Raw genomic sequence first — 16175 nt, forward strand, 5'->3', positions numbered from 1 at the left:
ACGCTGAATATAAAACTATGGCGATCGCACAGGCAGGCGGATCAGCCCCTTGGTTTGATCGTTGGCGAAAACCCTTGGAGGCGGTGGCGTTACCCATCGGGGCGCTCTTGGGGGCACTGGTTATTTTTGGGGTATTCTGCGCCCTCCAGGGTGCAAATCCCTTTGCCGTGTATGGCTCTATCTACAGGGCGGCCTTTGGCAACTGGAGTGCTTGGCAAAATACGCTGATCCGAGCCTCTCCGCTCATGTTGACGGCTCTGTGTACGGCTCTCCCCGCCCGTTTGGGGCTGGTGATCATTGGTAATGAAGGGGCTTTGGTGATTGGGGGCTTGGCGGCAACGATTACCGGGCTCAGTATTGGCACGGGTCTACCCTCCCCGATGGCTCAGGGAATGATGGCGATCGCAGCTTTGGGGGCTGGGGGGCTATGGATCATGCTGGCGGGGGCGTTGCGCCACTACCGGGGTGTGAATGAGACCATTAGCAGTTTGCTGCTGAACTATATTGCGATCGCACTTTTGAACCACATGGTTGAAGGCCCGATGCGGGACTCCGGGTTTGTCACCAAACCCTCCTCAGCGGAGCTAGACCCCTCCCTGTGGATCGGCAACCTACCGGGAAGCCGCATCCATTACGGTCTTCTCTACGGTTTGATCGTCTGTGTCATTGCCTATGTGCTGATCCAGCGCACCACCTTTGGCTTTGCAGCGCGGACCGCCGGGGGCAATGTCCGGGCGGCGCGAATTGCGGGCCTGCCGGTAGGTAAGCTCACCCTGGCGGTGTGCTTTCTAGGGGGCTCCTGTGCCGGATTGGCGGGCATGGTAGAGGTGGCGGCGGTGCAAAAACGCATCAATGAGTCCCTGGTGTCGAACTACGGCTACGCCGGGATTCTCGTAGCCTTTGTCTCCCGCCATAATCCGCTGGCAACGGTACTGGTGGCGATTTTGCTTGGGGGCATTTTGGCTAGCGGGGGCATCTTACAACGCTCCCATAACCTCCCAGATGCCACGGTGCTGGTATTCCAGGGCATCGTCTTTCTGTGCGTTCTGTTCAGCGACTCCCTCTACGGTCGTTTCCCCTGGTTTCAAGAAAAAGCATCCTCATAGGAGATCACCACCATGGCAAGTGAAGCATTGGGCTGGTGGGGGGTGCCGTTGGGCATTCTCGCTGGTACGCTACGGGGTAGCGCCCCGTTTCTGTTTGTTAGCCTCGGGGAATGCCTGACGGAGAAAAGCGGCAAAATCAACCTGGGCCTAGAGGGGACGCTGCTGATGGGGGCCATGAGCGCCTACGGCATTGCTTACCTAACTCAAGGGGTGGTGGGAAGCTTTTGGGCTCCCTGGCTGGGGGTATTGGCGGCGGGGGTAGCGGGGATGACCTTGGGGGCGCTCCATGGCTGGTTGGCCCAGCAGCCCCGTGTCAATGATGTGGCGGTGGGCATCGCCATGATCATTTTTGGCAGTGGTCTGGCCTTTTTCCTGGGCAAGCCCTTTATTCAGCCCCAGGCTCCCCAACTTTTTACCTTTGACTGGGGCGCGTGGAGTACGAACCCAGCGATGCAGTCGGCGTTGAAGGTGAGCCCACTGTTTTTGATCGGCGTTGCGATCGCGCCTTTGATGCAGTGGTTTTTCCGGGCTACCCGCTGGGGGCTCTACATCCGCGCCGTTGGGGATAGCCCCGATGCTGCGCGGGCCATGGGCATTTCCATCTTCAAGGTTCGATTCCTCAGCATCATGGCGGGCAGTTTTCTGGCAGGCATCGGTGGCGCTTGCCTGTCCCTTTACTACCCCGGTGTTTGGACGGAGCGGATTTCCAGCGGCCAAGGTTTGATGGCGGTCGCCTTGGTGATCTTTGCCCGCTGGCGGCCTGTGCAGTGCCTCTGGGCCTCGCTACTGTTCGGTGGAGCCCAGGCCATTGGCCCCGCCTTTCAGTCCGTCGGCATCAACTCCTACTATTACCTGTTCAACGCCGCCCCCTACATCCTGACCCTGCTGATCATGGTCATCACCTGCTCCCCCCAGCGCACCCTGATCGGTGCCCCCGGAGCCCTGGGTAAGGCGGATTGATAGAGTGACCCGCCCCGCTCCCCTCGGGAAACGTTGCCCACCATGTATGATTTGCCCAGCAAGTTCCCGGAGGAGCCTGGGTTGCCCGATGTTGGCGCTAGCCCGTCGCGAGACCTATTTCATGATTTGCAGCCCCAGCTAGGGATCTGCGGGTTACTAGTGTAACCAGTGGCCAGGTTTTCTCCCTCCGGGAGACGTAAACGAACGACTTCGCTCAACCTTCAGTGATCGAGGGCTGAGCGAAGTTGTAAGTCTTTCAGACAGGCATCGAGCTGTTATCCCTCAGTACTGAAGCAGCGGATTTAGGTCGTTTTACCCAGGGCCAATATCGGAGTCTCCAGGGAGTGTGACCGCTCAGCCCCCGGATAAGTTCATGGTGTATGAGCGCTATCTCAAGTTGCCCCATTACATTACCTATTGACACGGGCGGAGCAGTTAGCCCAGCTCCCGCAATCGCTGGGCCAACTACTCCGGAGTCCTGATGGAGAGTAGATCAGGGACATCTCAATGGCTATCCCTACCCTCATTTGCAAATAAGGGGGCCGATCGAGATCGGCCCCCCAAGGGAACGTTACCGAAGGATTAGGCAGACCAAGCTCCCCACCCGAAGTGGATTGATCATCCATAGCCCAGCCCTAGGCGTTACCGAAGGATTAGGCAGACCAAGCTCCCCACCCCCCTTTTGGTTAAGCTTCTTCAGACTGATCCTTGCCGCGCCGAGATACTAGACCCACAGCCCCTAGGACCGCAAAACCCAACACCGCCCCAGGTTCCGGCACCGTTGCCCCGTTGGCAGTGAGACCGCGCACCACGAAGACCACATCGTTATAGTCGAGATCGCCCCCGCCGATAATATCTTCGAAGCCAAACAACAGCCAGTTGGATCCAAAGGCTTCCAGATCATAGGCCACGATATGTTGCAGACCATTGTTGCGAGTGTTAGCGGCAAAGGGATCTGGCCCCAGCAGCCGTGTGGCATTGGTTTCGTTTTCTCCTCGGCTGTAGCCATTGGAGTTAACAAAGAACTGAATGTTCGTCCCTCGGGAGAATCCCCCCAGGTTGCGGCCTTCCCCAAGAGCTAGAGGCCCATCGGCATTGCGCAGAATGCTGTTGGGGGAAGACACATCGTTGAACACCATCTCCAAGGGGCCACCATTGGCACTGAAGAGTAATTGGTTGCGATACCCTGCCCCTTCGTTAATGAAGTACACCTCCAGAGCATCCGCCGCCCCAGACCACATCATTTGGTCTGGCCGGGCGGATTGCAGGTCAAGTGCGGTGAAGGCTTGGCGCTCCGTTTGGACAAAGGAATTGAAGAAACTCCACTGCTCCGTAGTCAGGGAAATGGCCTGGGCTGCTGACGCAGAAAGGGTCGCCGCCAGCAATGCAGTGGTAGCTGCTAATCCTTTCAGGCAGGAGATAGTCGAGAATTTCATGGCCACTAATTTACCTTGCAAAAGTTGGATGAACAGAATAGAGGGGTAGGAATAATAGATGTAGCTTTACAGATAGAAAAAGCTTAAATATTAATGGATGTACCACCTTCCCCGCTGAATCCAATCTAGTGCTAGAGATAGAGGTTAGTCGAGAAAAGAAGAGGAATTCATCTAAAGTTTGAATTATTCAGGATTTTTATGAGGCCCTGATAAAAACACTACTCCTTCAGGGTAATTCCCTAGTATCTAGGGACAGGGCTTTCATCAGTAAGGGATCGGAAGTAATGAGAAAATACTTGCTCCCATGGGATAAATCCCTTGTTCTGCAACGGTTTAGGGTGAAATAAGCTTACTCTGAAGGAGGGTCAGCAACCCATGATTTTGGGGATTGCCCTTACCGAAAAATAGGTTTTGATTGGGTTAGGTGAAGGAGTCAATAACTTTCTCCATGACTCCATAAGGAAATATACGGAAGACGCCCTTGGGATTAATCGTTGTTTTTTCGGATATCTGAAATACTCTTTTCCGTAGAATCCAGGAAAAAATTGAGAGAGAATCTGTCCTCTTAAGTACCCAGTATAAGAGGAGTTATCCCTCCCCAAAATTGGGGGAAGCAAGGGGGCCAATGCAGCATTTTGAGGCAGCAACCGAGATGGGTATAGCAATTCCCCATTTGATTTCTGAAGACCTACGTGGCGTGGGTTACGCTTCGCTTCACCCACGAAGAGGCGTACTCAAAGCTCATGCAAAATCGCTACAGACACGGTAGCCCTTGGAAAGGGGAGACTAAGGGGACATGCACAGTAGGGGACAGCCCTATGCCCGTGCCGCCCCCTACAGGTTTAGTTGTGAAGCAAGGATCAGAGAGGCGTGGCTGCACTGAGTCGGGAATGTCCATGCCAGTATTTGCTTGTCCACAGCCCCTAGTACCGCAGGGCGTAAATCAGTCCACTATTGTCGCACCAGCCCAACCTTTTCCAGTCCCCTCGCCCCCTGGGCTGCTTGTATACACATATTTCTGAAGGGTGCTGATGCCCCTGGCACTCCCCCCTTAATCCCCCCTTGTAAGGGACTTGCGTCTAAATAAAGTACCGGAAGCGTTGATCACTGTAGGGTGCATAGCGCTAAGGCGCGGCTTCGCCCACGCGCAGCAATGCACCAATAGGCAAGGTGGCAATGGGTACCTTATTTTCCTGCGAGTCCCTAAAGGGGGGAAACTCTAGTCCTCCCTCTTTACAAGGGGGAGTTAGAGTGGGTCAGGCCAGGGTGCACATCAAATAGTGACTTATAGCGGTTCCCTAATGGATGAGGTACAGCTCAACTTGATGGCAATTCGGGGAACAAGGGGCTTAAGTCCCTTGCCTGTACTTAACCCGAGTGAGAAGCGCTATATGTGTACACTGTAGCCCCCTGGGAGAGGGCTAGGGTGAGGGGCCGAGTGTGCCACTATAGAACAGCCAGGGTATTTTCGCCGCCCAGTACTAGCTTTTAGACAGCCGCTGATGATCGGTCTTTTGACCCAACCAGGGCGAACATCCATACCTATGAATTACCGGGGAAGGTCGCTTAGATTAGAGCTGGCTCCCTAGCCCAATCTTTCCGCTGGCGAGGCTGTGGATGGAACGATTTACCCGGCGCGAAGCGATGATTTTGACCCGCACCAGTGCCAGTCGCTTGGCCTACCTAGCCAAGACGGGCATTGTTATCCCCTATCGATTGGAGCAAGGCAGTAGAAGCCAGGTGTTTTATTCCTGGGGCCAGATTTTAGAACTGCGTACCATCAATCATTTGCGGCGGCAGACTTCTCTCCAAACCATTCGCAAAATCCTGGCATTTTTAGCCGCCCATGGGGATGATCCCTGGCTCCATAACAAGCACTTGATCATTACTGAGGGGGAAGTGACCTGGGTACGGCATGAGGGGCCTAACACCCAAGGTCAAGAAATAGTACGGGTGGCGGGGCGGACTAATCGCCACGTGGGGCAACTACAACTGCTGACCCTACCCAAAATGGCTGAGATTGTGGCCGACCTCTGGGAAACAGCCCGCCACTCCCAGGTGATTGACTTTGAGCATTTTAAACAGAGAGCGCGATCGCGCCAAGAAGAGTAATATAGCAATCCCATTTAATTGTTGAAGATCTTCGTAGCGTGGGTAAAGCGAAGCGTAACCCAGGAAGACACTTGCTCAAAGCTCATGCAGGATCGCTATATCACACACGAATCTATTCGATAGACTCGATGGATAGGGGTAAAAGATTTTATGGGTGAAGAGATAATCGTCTATCTATGGATAGAGACAGCACTTTAAGATATGGGCAAAAAGATAGGGAAATCCATGATTTATTTCTATCTTGAGGGCGAGATCGAATTCTGGGGCTAGGCATTCTCCAAGTTCAGTTGCTACCGTTAAAAGTGTTTTGAAATGTAGCAAGAGGAAATTATGGCTCTTCAAACTCCTAGTACCGATACGCGACAGGCTTACCAAGAGAAAGTCAAAGCCCAACTTGATAAAATTAATGCCCAGCTTGATGAATATCGGGCCAAGGCCGATCAGATGAAGTCGGATGCTGCGGTTTCCTATCACAGCACCCTAGAGGAATTGACGGTTAAGCGCGATGCGGTTCAGGCAAAGCTAGAGGAATTGCAAAGTTCTGGGGAAACCGCTTGGCAGGAAATTCAAGGGGGCTTTGAGTCAGCTTGGAATGAACTAGCTAAGTCCCTAGAGAAGGCTACCAAGCAGTTTGACAGCTAGGACCCTGCGGCGTAATTTTACCCCCATTTCGTCGTCGTCATTCCGGGTGAGTCCCGAAGGGGGAGACCCGGAAGCCAGGGTCATTTGTGCCGTGACACACCCGACATAGATTCCCATGACAACGGGAATAACGGGGATAGGTGAACTTAAGCCGAGCAGGGCTAGCCCTGCTCGGCTTAAGTTCACCATCGTTTTTATGAACGGCTGGGATTCCAGTTTGTTGAGCACCGACAGGTCGGTGATGATGACTGTTCGGTTTATTGCCTTAACCGAGAGGATGAGTGCAATGGTCCCTTAGAGGAAATCGTGCCCATGATCATTGCAGCGCAAGTTTCTTTCCCTGCAAGGGTTTTCTCGTTAATTGTCCACATGTCCTAGGGGACTCGCAGGGCGTGAATCAGTCCACTATTGCCGCGCCAGCTCAACATGTTCCGGTCCCCTCTCCCAGGGGGCTACTGTGTACACACAAGTCTTGAAACCGTTGCCTAGTGCCTATTTCAGGCATCAGTCAGTTCTCAATAAACCCAGTCTATTGAGAACTGGCAACGAGAAATCAAGGTTCTAGAGCATCAAGATTTTGAGAAAACGAGCCAGAGATCGATTGTGTATGCAAAATAGCCTCCTGGGAGAAGGGGCTGGGGGATGAGGGAAAGCCCTGGCCGCAAGAGTTTCAGGAGTTATGTATACACAGTAGCCCAGGGGGAGAGGGCTGGGGTGAGGGGCCGAGGTGTGCCACGATGAAACAGTCAGAGTATTTACGCCGCACAGCACTAGCGTTCCATTTCCTGGCGGAGGGCGGCCATGGTATCCCGTAATCCCTGCTCAAAGATGCTGAAAAAATAGCCCTGGAACGGCCCCATACTAGCTTTGGCGTAAATAGATTGCACCAGCAAAGTGGTTGGGGAATTCATAATTGGCTCCAAGGGAACCAGCCGCCAAGCCCCCTCCATCCTGTCCAAGCTCCCCTTGACTAGGCGATAGTCAATGCGACGACCTCCTTGATCTGGTCCCGGAGCATCGCGACAGTCCTCTAGGGTCGCAAAGTTCTCCGTGACAATGCGGACCTTAATGGGCATCACGCCAATCCAACGGCGATCGCGGCGTTCTACCACAGTACGGCCCCCTTGCCGCTCCAGTACGCGACAGGACAAAACCCCCGGCAAAAACTCCGGGAATCGCTCATAGTCTGTCAGCACCGACCACACCTGACGAGGTGGTGCTGTCACCAAAGTCCAGACTTGATACTGACCCTCCTGCTCCTTCACGAGCACGACCTCCCCCTGCCGCAGGAGCAACTGATTTGCCTCGGATAGGGTTGTGATGTAGGGATCCAGAGTGGAGGCGGGAGTCATAGAAGTATTGACTTACACTGCTAACCAGTACTGTAACGGATGATTGCGCCATGGCTGAGTTTGCGGAGATAGAAGCGGCTTATCGCCAATTTCCAGAACGGGTCCAGAGTTTGATGCTCAGTACCGTCACCCCCGAGGGCTGGCCCCAGGCCAGCTATGCCCCCTTTGTGCTGAAGCAAAATGGGCGCGATGGTTTCGGACCAGCCTCTGGCCATCGCTGTTTTTACATTTTTGTCAGTGGCCTCTCAAACCATACCGCCAACCTCAAGCACACCCCCCGCGCGGGCATCCTGCTGATTCAGGACGAAGCTGAGACTCAGCAAATCTTTGCCCGTCAGCGCCTCATGTACGACTGCGAAGCCTTGCTGATCGAGCGCCACGATCCTAACTGGGGCGGCTTGGCAGACTATTTTCAAACCCGTTTTGGCAACCTCGTCACTATGCTGCGACAACTCCCGGACTTTCAGATCTTTCAGTTGACCCCGAAATCGGGCCGCTTTGTGGTCGGCTTTGGGGCTGCCTACGCGGTAGACCCTACCAATTGCGATCGCCTCATTCCACTGGAACAGTAGGGTCGGCCATTCCGCTTCGTTCCCCGCTTCGTTCCCGCCTCTGGGTGGGAACCTCTCCAGAGGCTCTGCCTCTGACCGTCGAATTTGTCGAATTTGCGGTAAAGCAGCTAGGGAGTCGCCCAGGTATAGCCTGGGTGCGAGTTCTAGAGTTCTAGACTGCCAGCCTCAAGAAGACGCGCCAGAGCGCTCCATTCGGAGCGCCGAGATTAGTTGAGATAGATCCTCCGCCGTTGCCCTGTAGACCTCGCCACAAAAATGACAGGTCGCCTCAGCTCCGTCATCCTGCTCAATCATGTCTTGGAGTTCATCCACCCCCAACATCTTCAGCGCCCCTAGCATTCGACTAGAGGAACAGGGACAGTGGAACCGCAGCATCTGACTACCGGGGAGAATTTCCAAGCCCAGATCTCCCACCAGGGATTCAAAAATCTGGGGCAGGGTTTTATTCTCCCGCAACTGAGGGGTAAAGCCTGAGAGGCAGGACATTCGGGTTTCCAACAGTGTGATTAGCGACTCGTCCTGGGCCGCCTTAGGCATCACCTGGAGCAACATTCCTCCCGCCGCTGCGACTCCATCTGGCCCCTCCAAGACCCCCAGAACCAAGGCCGATGGCGTCTGTTCTGACATGGCTAGATAGTAGGTCAGGTCTTCTCCGATTTCCCCCGACACCAACTCCACTGTGCTGGAGTAGGGGTAGCCATAGCCGACATCCCGCACCACGTACAAGTATCCATTGCGCCCGATCGCCGTGCCTACATCCAACTGCCCCTCAGGGGTCAGGGGAACTTCGACGGAGCCGCGATCCACATAGCCCCGAACAGTACCATCCAAGCCCGCATCCACCAGTACGCCCCCGAGGGGACCATCTCCCCGGATGCGCAGATTCACCCGAGATTCAGGCCGCTTCATACTAGAAGCCAGCAGCAGGCCAGCGCTTAAGGTTCGGCCCAGGGCTGCCGTCGCCACATAGGAAAGGCCGTGGCGTTGGCGGGCTTCTTGCACTAAGCGTGTCGTCACCACCCCAACAACACGAATGCCCCCTGCGGCTGCGGTTGCTCGAATGAGTTGATCTGCCATAGCCCCGCCTAAAGTTTCGTAACGTTATTTGTCACTGTTATTGTAGGGGGTTTGTTTACTTGTGCCCGCCCTAGGTCCAAATGGTCTAACCCTCAGCGTTTCCCCTGGCATACTGGTAGGCGCGGGGTGGATAGTCTCTCCGTCACGGCAGTTTTCTAGAATCCCCCAGAACCCTATGCTTGGCACTTTTCAGCAGAGCGCCCTCCGTATTGAGCTAGCGGCAACAGCGTTGGATATTCGAGCCTGTCTATTGGAGCCCCGCCAGTTTCGTCGGTGGCTTTGGCCTCAGCAGTTTTCCGACGGGCTACCGGATGTGCTGCAACCGGGGCTGGCTTTTTCGAGCCAGTTGGGTCCGGTGCAGATCCAGCATCAGGTGACGGACTGCACCCCCCAGCGACTACGACTGGTGATGGCGGGGAGTATTGATGGCTTCCATGAATGGTCTTGGGGCGAGGGCTGGGTGCAGTCTCGCTTGGAGGGTATTTCTCCCCTACCTCTGAATTTGGCCCAAACCACTAATCTGTGGCGACTGCGGCACTTTCTCGCTACCACGCTGGAGTGAGCGTAGCGCGGGCTTCCTTCGACGGAGTTCGTTCGACGGAGCTTGTCGAAGCCTAGTCAAGACTCAAACGTAGGGTTACCCCTGATTGGTAGCACGGCTATCCTGCGGTGCATTGCTTCGCTAATGCACCCTACGAGAACCTGCGAGTCCCTAAGCTTGTCGAAGCTTAGGCTGCGGCAAGCAGGACGCTTGCGCGACGATGGCAGGGATACTGCCGCCAAGAACCTGTCCGTCAAGGGGCTCGCTGGTTGGAAACCCCATCCATCTAGATATGCCCAGGGACGGTTTTACAAAATCTGAGATAGGAATTTCTGGGTGCGTTCTTCTTGGGGGTTGTTGAAGAAGGCGTCGGGGGTATTTTCTTCTACGAGAACACCGCCGTCCATCAGTACGACCCGATCCGCTACTTCCCGCGCAAAGCCGACTTCGTGGGTGACGCAGACCATGGTCATGCCTTCTTTGGCAAGGGTGCGCATGGCATCTAGCACTTCCCGTACCATCTCTGGGTCGAGGGCGGAAGTGGGTTCGTCAAAGAGCATGACCTTGGGTTGCATGGCGAGGGACCGTGCGATCGCAACTCGTTGTTGTTGTCCCCCTGAAAGCTGTCCAGGGAATTTGTGAGCCTGTTCCAAAATACCGACTCGATCTAGGAGTTGCATCGCCACCTCTTCTGCCCGAGCCTTGGGCCAGCGGCGGACCCAAATCGGCGCAAGGGTGACGTTTTGCAGCACTGTTAGGTGGGGAAACAGATTGAACTGCTGGAATACCATTCCCACTTCCCGACGAATGGCCTCAATATTTTTGAGATCGTGGGAAAGGAGAATGCCATCCACCTCAATGGATCCCTTTTGGTAGGGTTCTAGGGCATTGAAGGTCCGGATGAAGGTGGATTTGCCGGAACCGGACGGCCCCATGACCACAAGAACCTCACCTCGATACACCGTTAGGCTAACTCCCTTGAGTACGTTGAAGCCATTGTCGTACCACTTTTCAACGTCCTTTGCGACAATGACGGACTCGCCACCAACTGTATCCATAGGAGCAACTTCAGTCTGAAACTGTGTCATGGGTTTGTTCTCAAAATAATAAGTCGAAATGACTTTCTACTGATGGAATTTCTCCATATGTGCCCCCAACCTTAAGAGGAGTCGGGGATTCGTACTGTCAACTACTACACGGACACGAAGGTCTGGAACATTAGTTTTGTCGGTTGCGGAGCACCGAGAGCAGGGTTTCAAAGGGGGGCGGCAGGGGCGCGATCGCGCAAACCGTTTCTCCCGTAGCGGGGTGGCGCAGGGTAAGGCGGGCGGCATGGAGGGCTTGACCGGGCAGATTCACCCCCACCGAGCGCCCTGCCCCATAGACCGGGTCGCCGACGATGGGGTGGCCCAGATGGGCACAATGGACCCGAATCTGGTGGGTGCGCCCCGTTTCTAGGCGAAAGGCCATGACGGTGAAGTTGCCTATGCGTTCTTGCACCTGCCAGTGGGTGACGGCATTACGACCGCCTTTTTCGACGGTAACGATGGCTTGCCTTTTGCGATCGCTGGGGTCACGGCCCAGGGGGGCATCCACAGTGCCTCCCTGTTCACGGGGAGCCCCGTAGACCACCCCCAGGTACTCCCGACGGGCGGTTTTGGCCTTCATCTGGGCCTGGAGATCTTGATGGGCCAAATCGGTTTTTGCGACCACAATGGCCCCGGTCGTGTCCTTATCCAGGCGATGGACAATCCCCGGTCGCTGCACCCCGCCAATGCCCAAGAGCCCCTCGCCACAATGGGCCAACAGCGCATTGACTAGGGTGCCGCTCCTGTTGCCGGGGGCGGGGTGGACCACTAGCCCCGCTGGCTTATTGACAATGATCAGGTGGTCGTCTTCGTAGAGAATGTCGAGGGGAATCGACTCGGGGGTCAGCTCTAGGGGCTGGGCCTCTGGCAGGGTGAGGCAGATGATATCCCCCGCCTGCACCAGCCGCTTTTTATCAGTACAGAGCTGGCCGTTGAGGGTGACGTATTCCCCATCAATTAGCTTTTGGAGGCGATTTCGCGATAGATCGGGGAGGTGGGCCGAGAGCCAGCGGTCGAGGCGTTCTGATTCTGGAGTCTCCACAGAAAGCATAACGGTCTGTTCGGAGATGGGGATTACTCCAATGCAACATCCTGTTAATTTAACAGACCTTTCATTTCATCGTGTTAATTTATCAGCCCCTTGTTGTCCATCCTGAAACCGTTGTGGAACAGGCATTTCCAGCTCTGGCCTGCGTCTTCTCCGGATTAGTACGCCTGTCAAGACTTGATCGGTCCCCATATCATAAGGTGTTAGGCTCCTAGGCTTCTCCCATCCTTTCAGGCTGTGGTGGTTACCCCATGGACAACACTATCCAGAGTTACGAAAGCTTCAGTGTGGCATCCTCTGCGGTGCTTAGCCTTTTGCGGGATCGTCTTGGATTTGACCTGTGGATGATGACCCGTACCATCGGCGAAGACTGGATCGTGTTGCAGGCAGAGAATGGGGAGGATGGTTATGGGGTGCAGGCGGGGGATGTGTTTCGCTGGAGCGATTCCTTTTGTGCGCGGATGGTGCAGGGCCAAGGCCCTTGCGTCGCTGCCGATGTCAGCGAAGTGCCGGTCTATGCCAAGGCCCCCATTGCCCAGCAATTGCCCATTGGGGCCTATATTGGGGTACCGTTGCGCCATGACGATGGCAAACTCTTCGGTACCCTCTGCGCCATTCACCCTGAGCCGATGGACAGCGCGATCGCAGAACAGCAGTCTCTGATTGAAATGCTGGCGCGGCTCCTGTGCAGCCTCCTAGAGGCGGAAATGGGCAACATCTATCAGCGCCGACGAGCAGAGCGGGCGGAGGCAGAGTCCTTAATCGATAGCCTGACCCAGACTTACAATCGCCGGGGTTGGGATTATCTCCTCGCCACGGAGGAGGAGTGTTGTCGTCAATATGGTCACCCCGCCTGCGTCATGGTGGTGGATCTCGATAATCTGAAGCACACTAACGATACCCTCGGCCATACCGCCGGGGATGCCCTACTGCAACGGGCCGCTAAAACTTTGCAGGGGGAAACCCGCAGCCAGGATGTGGTGGCCCGGTTGGGGGGGGATGAGTTTGCAGTGTTGGGCATCGAAATTGACCATCAGGCTGCCCAAGCCCTCCTGCATCGCCTCCAGACGGCCCTAGATAGGGCGGCAGTCCCTGCCTCCATAGGGTTAGCTATATGTCAGCCCTATGGAAGCTTGAAGGAAACTTGGCAGGCGGCGGATGCTGCCATGTATGCCCAAAAACAGACTCGCAAGCAGCAGGGTGAGGTGAGAATAATGAGACCGGGCAGCTTGCCAGTATGATCGAGCCCAGTATGATCGTGTAGGTATCATCGGTAGGCTCAGCTATGGACATCCGCTGGCGCACGGCGTGGCGCTATCCCCAAACCCTCTTCTTACTGGTGGGAACGGGTCTAGGATATGGGGCATTTCTAGTCATTGCCGGGTTCAATCCCCTAGCCTTGTTACTGGGTAGCGCGATCGCAGGGGTCATGCTCATAGCCTGGTTTCTCCAGTTTCGCAAGGCGCAACTCGCAGAGGCAGGAACGCTGTTGGATGCAGACACGATGGCTGCCCATTTGGCGGAAATCCGCGATCGCGTTCCCCTACCCTCCCCCTGTCCTGAATGGCACCAAGCCCAAAACTGGGCCATGGCCAGCCAAGCCGCTGCCGCCCAGATCGCCCAAGCCGACCCCCCCCTCAGTTCCGATCTGCTGGAAACCCTCTACACCGTCGAAGCCCTTGCCCGTCAGATTGCGGGCAGTGCCGCCGCCCGCCAACAGGTACAGACCGCCCAATACCAAGACCTGACCCAACAACATCTCCAGGCCAGTAGCGATCGCCTGCAAGAAACCCACGATCAGCTTCAGAAATTGCGCGATCAAATCCTGTTGTCCCAACTCACCACCGAAGCCGCTGCCGACACCAGCCTACCCGCCCGCCTCCAACTCCTGATTGATGCCAACAAGACCACCCTCAACGCCGCCAACGATGATCGTTCCTAGCCTCATGTCTAGTCTGATGCCAACCCTAAACCGCTGGATCCACCGCCTCACCACCCGCTTTTGCCTCTGGCTAGCGGCGGGCCTAAGCCTTGCTCTCCTATGGGGCTGTGTAGGAAGCAGCGTCCCCACCATCGACTCCCCAGAAACCGCTGAACAGGTCTTGTTTGACACCCTCCTACCCAAAGTTTCCCTGCAAGAGAACTTCATTGATGACGGTGCCGCCAGCCGTTACGCCACCGACAGTATCAGCGAACCCCTGCCCAACCTAGAAGACTTTCCCCTCTATGGAGCCACCCCCAGCGGCAATACCAATCAGGTCTATATCGAGATCCTCAGCTCCTCCGAAAAGGCCAACATTGACAAACAAAACGAACGCTGGCTAATCGAAGTAGCGGACGCCTTCAACCGCCAGGGCAAAACCGTCGCCTCCGGGCAAACCATCCAGGTAGGCATCCGTCAGATCCCCTCTGGCACGGCGGCACGACTGCTAGCGGCGGGAACCATCCAACCCACTGGCTACTCCCCCTCTAATGATCTCTGGGTGGAAATGCTGCGAAGTGAGGGGGTGAATCCAACCCCAGTGGTAGAGCGCCTAGTGCCCAATGTGGCCGGGTTTGTGCTGCAAAAAGCCGCCTATGACCAATTGGGCAGCACCGTCACCTTTGATCAAGTGGTAGATGCCATGATCTCTGGGCAGCTCACGGCGGGCTACCCCAACCCCTACACCAGTTCCACCTCGCTGAATCTGCTCTATCACCTGTTCTGGCGGGCCGCAGGCCATCAGGCCGATGGACAACCTTTGACTCAGGGAGATTTAGAATCCCCCGAGGTGAACTCGGTCTTTGCCGCCTTCCAAGAGCAGGTGTTGATCACCACCACCACCACCCTGGACTTGCAAGAGATTTTCATTCGCGACCCCGACAAACTTCAAGCATTTCCCCTGGAATACCAGAACTACCAGAGCCTGATTCAGCTTCCCGGCTTCGAAGAGGTGCAGTTTGTCCCCTTCGGCATCCCCCACAACAATCCCCTCGTGGGCTTCGACTGGAATAGCCCAGAGGCGGCGGATGCCCTGGCCCAGTTTGGAGCCTTTGCCAGCACCTCCGAAATCCAGGATTTAGCCCGCCAGCAGGGCTTTGAGCCCACGGACTATCTTCAGCGTACCGATCTGCCCCCAATTCCCACGGGGGAAGTACTAACGGCGGCCCAGTCCTACTGGAAAGCCCGCAAGGATGGCGACCGCACCGTCTATCTCATGGCCGTTGTAGACACCAGCGGTTCTATGGACGGGGAACCCATGGCGGCGGTTAAAGAAGGACTTAAGATCGCCAGTTCCACCATCAATGCCGGTAACCAGGTAGGGCTCATTACCTTTGCCGACAACACGGTTTATCGTGTCCCCCTAGCCCCCTTTGATCAGCTCCAACATCAGCGCTTTCTAGCCGCTATCGATACCCTCAGAGCCGACGGAGCTACTGCTATGTACGACGCCACTGTGGTGGGTCTAGCGGAGCTAATGAAACGTCGTCAGAGTGATCCAGAGGGTCGCTTTTACCTATTGCTGCTGACGGATGGGATCGCCAACCGGGGCTACGGCTTCCGGGATGTGAAGAATCTGATGACCTACAGCGATATTCGCATCTATCCCATTGCCTACGGAGATGTGAATGAGGCGGAGCTAGCAGAAATTGCCCAGTTGCGGGAATCCACAGTGAAAACTGGCACCCCCGGCAATGTGCAGGATCTTCTCAAGGGCATCTTCCAAACTAACCTGTAGTCAATGTCTTGAACAAACGCCATGGCTTCTTGTCCAAATTTATGGATGTCAATGAGATAGGACTGATTGCAATTCATAAATCACCTGGGAGTTGTCTAAGATTTCTTTGCGACGAATCCAGTTGAAGTCGCTTTCTACGGTTTCCTTTTCAACAAGATCAACGTCGCGGTGCAGCCAGTCTTCCAGGTCGTACTCCAATCGGACAAAACCCATCAGGTCGATTTTGCAGTCGGGGGTGAAGGTGACGAGGATATCGATGTCGCTATCGGGGCAAAAGTCGTCGCGTAGGATGGAGCCAAAGAGGGCGAGTTCGGTGATTTGAGCGATTTGGCAAAACTCGGCGAGTTGGGCGGGGGTAATGCCTAGGCGGTGATAGAGGGTTTCAATATCCATAGGTTTTCTGCCTTTAAGCCCTTCTCCCTGGGGAGAAGGGTTTGGGATCAGGATGGGTTTCAAGGTGGGTACTGGTTTTTAACGGGTGATGAAAGCTCCAAAGCCTTGCTTCTCAAGGCTTTCCATGAT

At 55.4% G+C, this 16175-nt stretch carries 15 protein-coding genes; 9 read left to right on the top strand and 6 right to left on the bottom strand.

What is annotated here, in order from left to right; genetic code table 11:
* The first annotated feature begins 17 nt into the window (after nucleotides 1-17).
* Both LEP6406_RS0220030 and LEP6406_RS0220035 read left to right on the top strand, forming a co-directional pair.
* Nucleotides 18-1106, top strand: coding sequence for an ABC transporter permease (locus LEP6406_RS0220030; protein ID WP_008316884.1), 1089 nt, complete (start codon nucleotides 18-20; stop codon nucleotides 1104-1106).
* A 12-nt stretch (nucleotides 1107-1118) separates the two neighbouring features.
* A complete protein-coding gene (locus tag LEP6406_RS0220035; RefSeq protein WP_008316881.1) occupies nucleotides 1119-2066 on the top strand; it encodes an ABC transporter permease in 948 nt (315 codons plus the stop codon).
* Between the two features lie 686 nt (nucleotides 2067-2752).
* On the opposite strand, the gene LEP6406_RS0220040 is transcribed toward LEP6406_RS0220035, so the two are convergent.
* Nucleotides 2753-3502, bottom strand: a complete 750-nt coding sequence (locus LEP6406_RS0220040; protein ID WP_008316879.1) for a DUF4114 domain-containing protein — start codon at nucleotides 3500-3502, stop codon at nucleotides 2753-2755.
* Between the two features lie 1617 nt (nucleotides 3503-5119).
* Here LEP6406_RS0220040 and LEP6406_RS0220045 point away from each other — a divergent pair.
* Both LEP6406_RS0220045 and LEP6406_RS0220050 read left to right on the top strand, forming a co-directional pair.
* A complete protein-coding gene (locus LEP6406_RS0220045; RefSeq protein ID WP_008315543.1) occupies nucleotides 5120-5614 on the top strand; it encodes a hypothetical protein in 495 nt (164 codons plus the stop codon).
* Between the two features lie 330 nt (nucleotides 5615-5944).
* Nucleotides 5945-6256 carry a sll1863 family stress response protein gene (locus LEP6406_RS0220050; RefSeq protein ID WP_008315541.1) on the top strand — a complete coding sequence of 104 codons (312 nt, stop codon included), beginning with the start codon at nucleotides 5945-5947 and terminating at the stop codon, nucleotides 6254-6256.
* A gap of 770 nt (nucleotides 6257-7026) precedes the next feature.
* On the opposite strand, the gene LEP6406_RS30575 is transcribed toward LEP6406_RS0220050, so the two are convergent.
* On the bottom strand, nucleotides 7027-7608 hold the full coding sequence (locus tag LEP6406_RS30575) for an SRPBCC family protein (protein ID WP_008311937.1): 582 nt from the start codon (nucleotides 7606-7608) through the stop codon (nucleotides 7027-7029).
* A gap of 50 nt (nucleotides 7609-7658) precedes the next feature.
* Here LEP6406_RS30575 and LEP6406_RS0220065 point away from each other — a divergent pair, with 50 nt between their 5' ends.
* Nucleotides 7659-8180, top strand: coding sequence for a HugZ family pyridoxamine 5'-phosphate oxidase (locus LEP6406_RS0220065; protein WP_008311939.1), 522 nt, complete (start codon nucleotides 7659-7661; stop codon nucleotides 8178-8180).
* A gap of 165 nt (nucleotides 8181-8345) precedes the next feature.
* Here the strand turns inward: LEP6406_RS0220065 and hslO are convergent, their stop codons facing one another.
* Nucleotides 8346-9257, bottom strand: a complete 912-nt coding sequence (hslO, locus tag LEP6406_RS0220070) for an Hsp33 family molecular chaperone HslO (RefSeq protein WP_008311942.1) — start codon at nucleotides 9255-9257, stop codon at nucleotides 8346-8348.
* A 175-nt stretch (nucleotides 9258-9432) separates the two neighbouring features.
* Here hslO and LEP6406_RS0220075 point away from each other — a divergent pair, with 175 nt between their 5' ends.
* Nucleotides 9433-9819: a hypothetical protein gene (locus tag LEP6406_RS0220075; RefSeq protein WP_008311945.1), complete on the top strand. Its 387-nt coding sequence runs from the start codon at nucleotides 9433-9435 to the stop codon at nucleotides 9817-9819.
* 287 nt (nucleotides 9820-10106) lie between these two features.
* Here LEP6406_RS0220075 and LEP6406_RS0220080 read toward each other — a convergent pair whose 3' ends face one another.
* Together LEP6406_RS0220080 and LEP6406_RS0220085 are read right to left on the bottom strand one after the other, a co-directional pair.
* The gene (locus LEP6406_RS0220080) at nucleotides 10107-10856 is read right to left on the bottom strand and encodes an amino acid ABC transporter ATP-binding protein (protein ID WP_036028626.1); all 750 of its coding nucleotides are present in this window, start codon (nucleotides 10854-10856) and stop codon (nucleotides 10107-10109) included.
* A gap of 160 nt (nucleotides 10857-11016) precedes the next feature.
* The gene (locus LEP6406_RS0220085; protein WP_008311949.1) at nucleotides 11017-11937 is read right to left on the bottom strand and encodes an RluA family pseudouridine synthase; all 921 of its coding nucleotides are present in this window, start codon (nucleotides 11935-11937) and stop codon (nucleotides 11017-11019) included.
* Nucleotides 11938-12185: 248 nt separating this feature from the next.
* Between LEP6406_RS0220085 and LEP6406_RS0220090 the strand changes: the two genes are divergently transcribed.
* The 3 genes from LEP6406_RS0220090 to LEP6406_RS0220100 are packed head-to-tail and all read left to right on the top strand — an operon-like array spanning nucleotide 12186 to nucleotide 15653.
* On the top strand, nucleotides 12186-13175 hold the full coding sequence (locus LEP6406_RS0220090) for a sensor domain-containing diguanylate cyclase (protein WP_008311951.1): 990 nt from the start codon (nucleotides 12186-12188) through the stop codon (nucleotides 13173-13175).
* 44 nt (nucleotides 13176-13219) lie between these two features.
* On the top strand, nucleotides 13220-13876 hold the full coding sequence (locus LEP6406_RS0220095; protein WP_008311953.1) for a hypothetical protein: 657 nt from the start codon (nucleotides 13220-13222) through the stop codon (nucleotides 13874-13876).
* A gap of 4 nt (nucleotides 13877-13880) precedes the next feature.
* Nucleotides 13881-15653: a vWA domain-containing protein gene (locus tag LEP6406_RS0220100; RefSeq protein ID WP_225886586.1), complete on the top strand. Its 1773-nt coding sequence runs from the start codon at nucleotides 13881-13883 to the stop codon at nucleotides 15651-15653.
* Nucleotides 15654-15701: 48 nt separating this feature from the next.
* Here LEP6406_RS0220100 and LEP6406_RS0220105 read toward each other — a convergent pair whose 3' ends face one another.
* Nucleotides 15702-16046: a nucleotidyltransferase family protein gene (locus tag LEP6406_RS0220105; RefSeq protein ID WP_008311956.1), complete on the bottom strand. Its 345-nt coding sequence runs from the start codon at nucleotides 16044-16046 to the stop codon at nucleotides 15702-15704.
* Nucleotides 16047-16175 lie beyond the last annotated feature (129 nt).

The organism is Leptolyngbya sp. PCC 6406 (assembly GCF_000332095.2).
Classification (GTDB): domain Bacteria; phylum Cyanobacteriota; class Cyanobacteriia; order Phormidesmidales; family Phormidesmidaceae; genus PCC-6406.

Bases quoted from the DNA above. Each gene is read 5' to 3' on its own strand.
- LEP6406_RS0220030 (WP_008316884.1), top strand. From the start codon at position 18: ATGGCGATCGCACAGGCAGGCGGATCAGCCCCTTGGTTTGATCGTTGG.
- LEP6406_RS0220035 (WP_008316881.1), top strand. From the start codon at position 1,119: ATGGCAAGTGAAGCATTGGGCTGGTGGGGGGTGCCGTTGGGCATTCTC.
- LEP6406_RS0220040 (WP_008316879.1), bottom strand. From the start codon at position 3,502: ATGAAATTCTCGACTATCTCCTGCCTGAAAGGATTAGCAGCTACCACT.
- LEP6406_RS0220045 (WP_008315543.1), top strand. From the start codon at position 5,120: ATGGAACGATTTACCCGGCGCGAAGCGATGATTTTGACCCGCACCAGT.
- LEP6406_RS0220050 (WP_008315541.1), top strand. From the start codon at position 5,945: ATGGCTCTTCAAACTCCTAGTACCGATACGCGACAGGCTTACCAAGAG.
- LEP6406_RS30575 (WP_008311937.1), bottom strand. From the start codon at position 7,608: ATGACTCCCGCCTCCACTCTGGATCCCTACATCACAACCCTATCCGAG.
- LEP6406_RS0220065 (WP_008311939.1), top strand. From the start codon at position 7,659: ATGGCTGAGTTTGCGGAGATAGAAGCGGCTTATCGCCAATTTCCAGAA.
- hslO (WP_008311942.1), bottom strand. From the start codon at position 9,257: ATGGCAGATCAACTCATTCGAGCAACCGCAGCCGCAGGGGGCATTCGT.
- LEP6406_RS0220075 (WP_008311945.1), top strand. From the start codon at position 9,433: ATGCTTGGCACTTTTCAGCAGAGCGCCCTCCGTATTGAGCTAGCGGCA.
- LEP6406_RS0220080 (WP_036028626.1), bottom strand. From the start codon at position 10,856: ATGGATACAGTTGGTGGCGAGTCCGTCATTGTCGCAAAGGACGTTGAA.
- LEP6406_RS0220085 (WP_008311949.1), bottom strand. From the start codon at position 11,937: ATGCTTTCTGTGGAGACTCCAGAATCAGAACGCCTCGACCGCTGGCTC.
- LEP6406_RS0220090 (WP_008311951.1), top strand. From the start codon at position 12,186: ATGGACAACACTATCCAGAGTTACGAAAGCTTCAGTGTGGCATCCTCT.
- LEP6406_RS0220095 (WP_008311953.1), top strand. From the start codon at position 13,220: ATGGACATCCGCTGGCGCACGGCGTGGCGCTATCCCCAAACCCTCTTC.
- LEP6406_RS0220100 (WP_225886586.1), top strand. From the start codon at position 13,881: ATGTCTAGTCTGATGCCAACCCTAAACCGCTGGATCCACCGCCTCACC.
- LEP6406_RS0220105 (WP_008311956.1), bottom strand. From the start codon at position 16,046: ATGGATATTGAAACCCTCTATCACCGCCTAGGCATTACCCCCGCCCAA.